The 624-nt window shown below is 70.4% G+C and carries 1 protein-coding gene; it reads left to right on the forward strand.

Features of this window, described 5'->3' with window-relative positions; all coding sequences use genetic code 11:
* Positions 1 to 517 (forward strand): BBE domain-containing protein (locus ON23_RS27965; RefSeq protein ID WP_218001124.1); only part of this gene is annotated, 517 nt, incomplete at its 5' end.
* Positions 518 to 624: the final 107 nt, after the last annotated feature.

Consider the following 624-nt stretch of genomic DNA (forward strand, 5'->3'; position numbering starts at 1 on the left):
GCCGCTGCGTGAATTATCGCCTCTTGTCGACACATTCGATGCCATCGCACCGACGGCCCTAGCCGGTCTGCATATGGATCCGCCGGTTCCGGTCCCGGCGCTCGGGTGCAGCGCGCTGCTCGAGACGCTCCCCGCGGAGGTGGTGGACGCGGTCGTCACCGCGGTGACCACCGGGCCTGCCGACACGCTCACCTCGGTCGAACTGCGCCACCTCGGCGGCGCCCTCGACCGCGCCGAAGCGAGCCCGACCCTCGGATCCGCAGCACTGTTGTTCGCCGTCGCCGTCGTTCCCGCCCCGGCCGCGGTCGAAGCGGCAGCCGCTGGGTTCGAGGCGCTGACGGCTGCCGTCGCCGCTGTCCGATCGGAGCGTGACATCAGCAGCTTCACCGAAAGCGCGACGGCCCCGGAGCGCTTGTTCGGCCCCGACCTGTCGCGCTTGGTCGCCGCGAAGGACCGCTGGGATGCCACGGATGTCATTCATGCGAATCATTCCGTGCGAGACCCGTTCGGGGACTGAAGTTTCCGAGCCAGTCACGCCGGCGGTCCGGCACAGCTACCGCCCCGGCTGCCGGAGGGGTGCAGCCGGGGCACCCACGCCGGAACAGCGGCCCGGTAGTTGTCGTA

Source organism: Nocardia cerradoensis NBRC 101014 (genome assembly GCF_000308535.1).
In the GTDB taxonomy this organism is placed as follows: Bacteria; Actinomycetota; Actinomycetes; order Mycobacteriales; family Mycobacteriaceae; genus Nocardia; species Nocardia cerradoensis.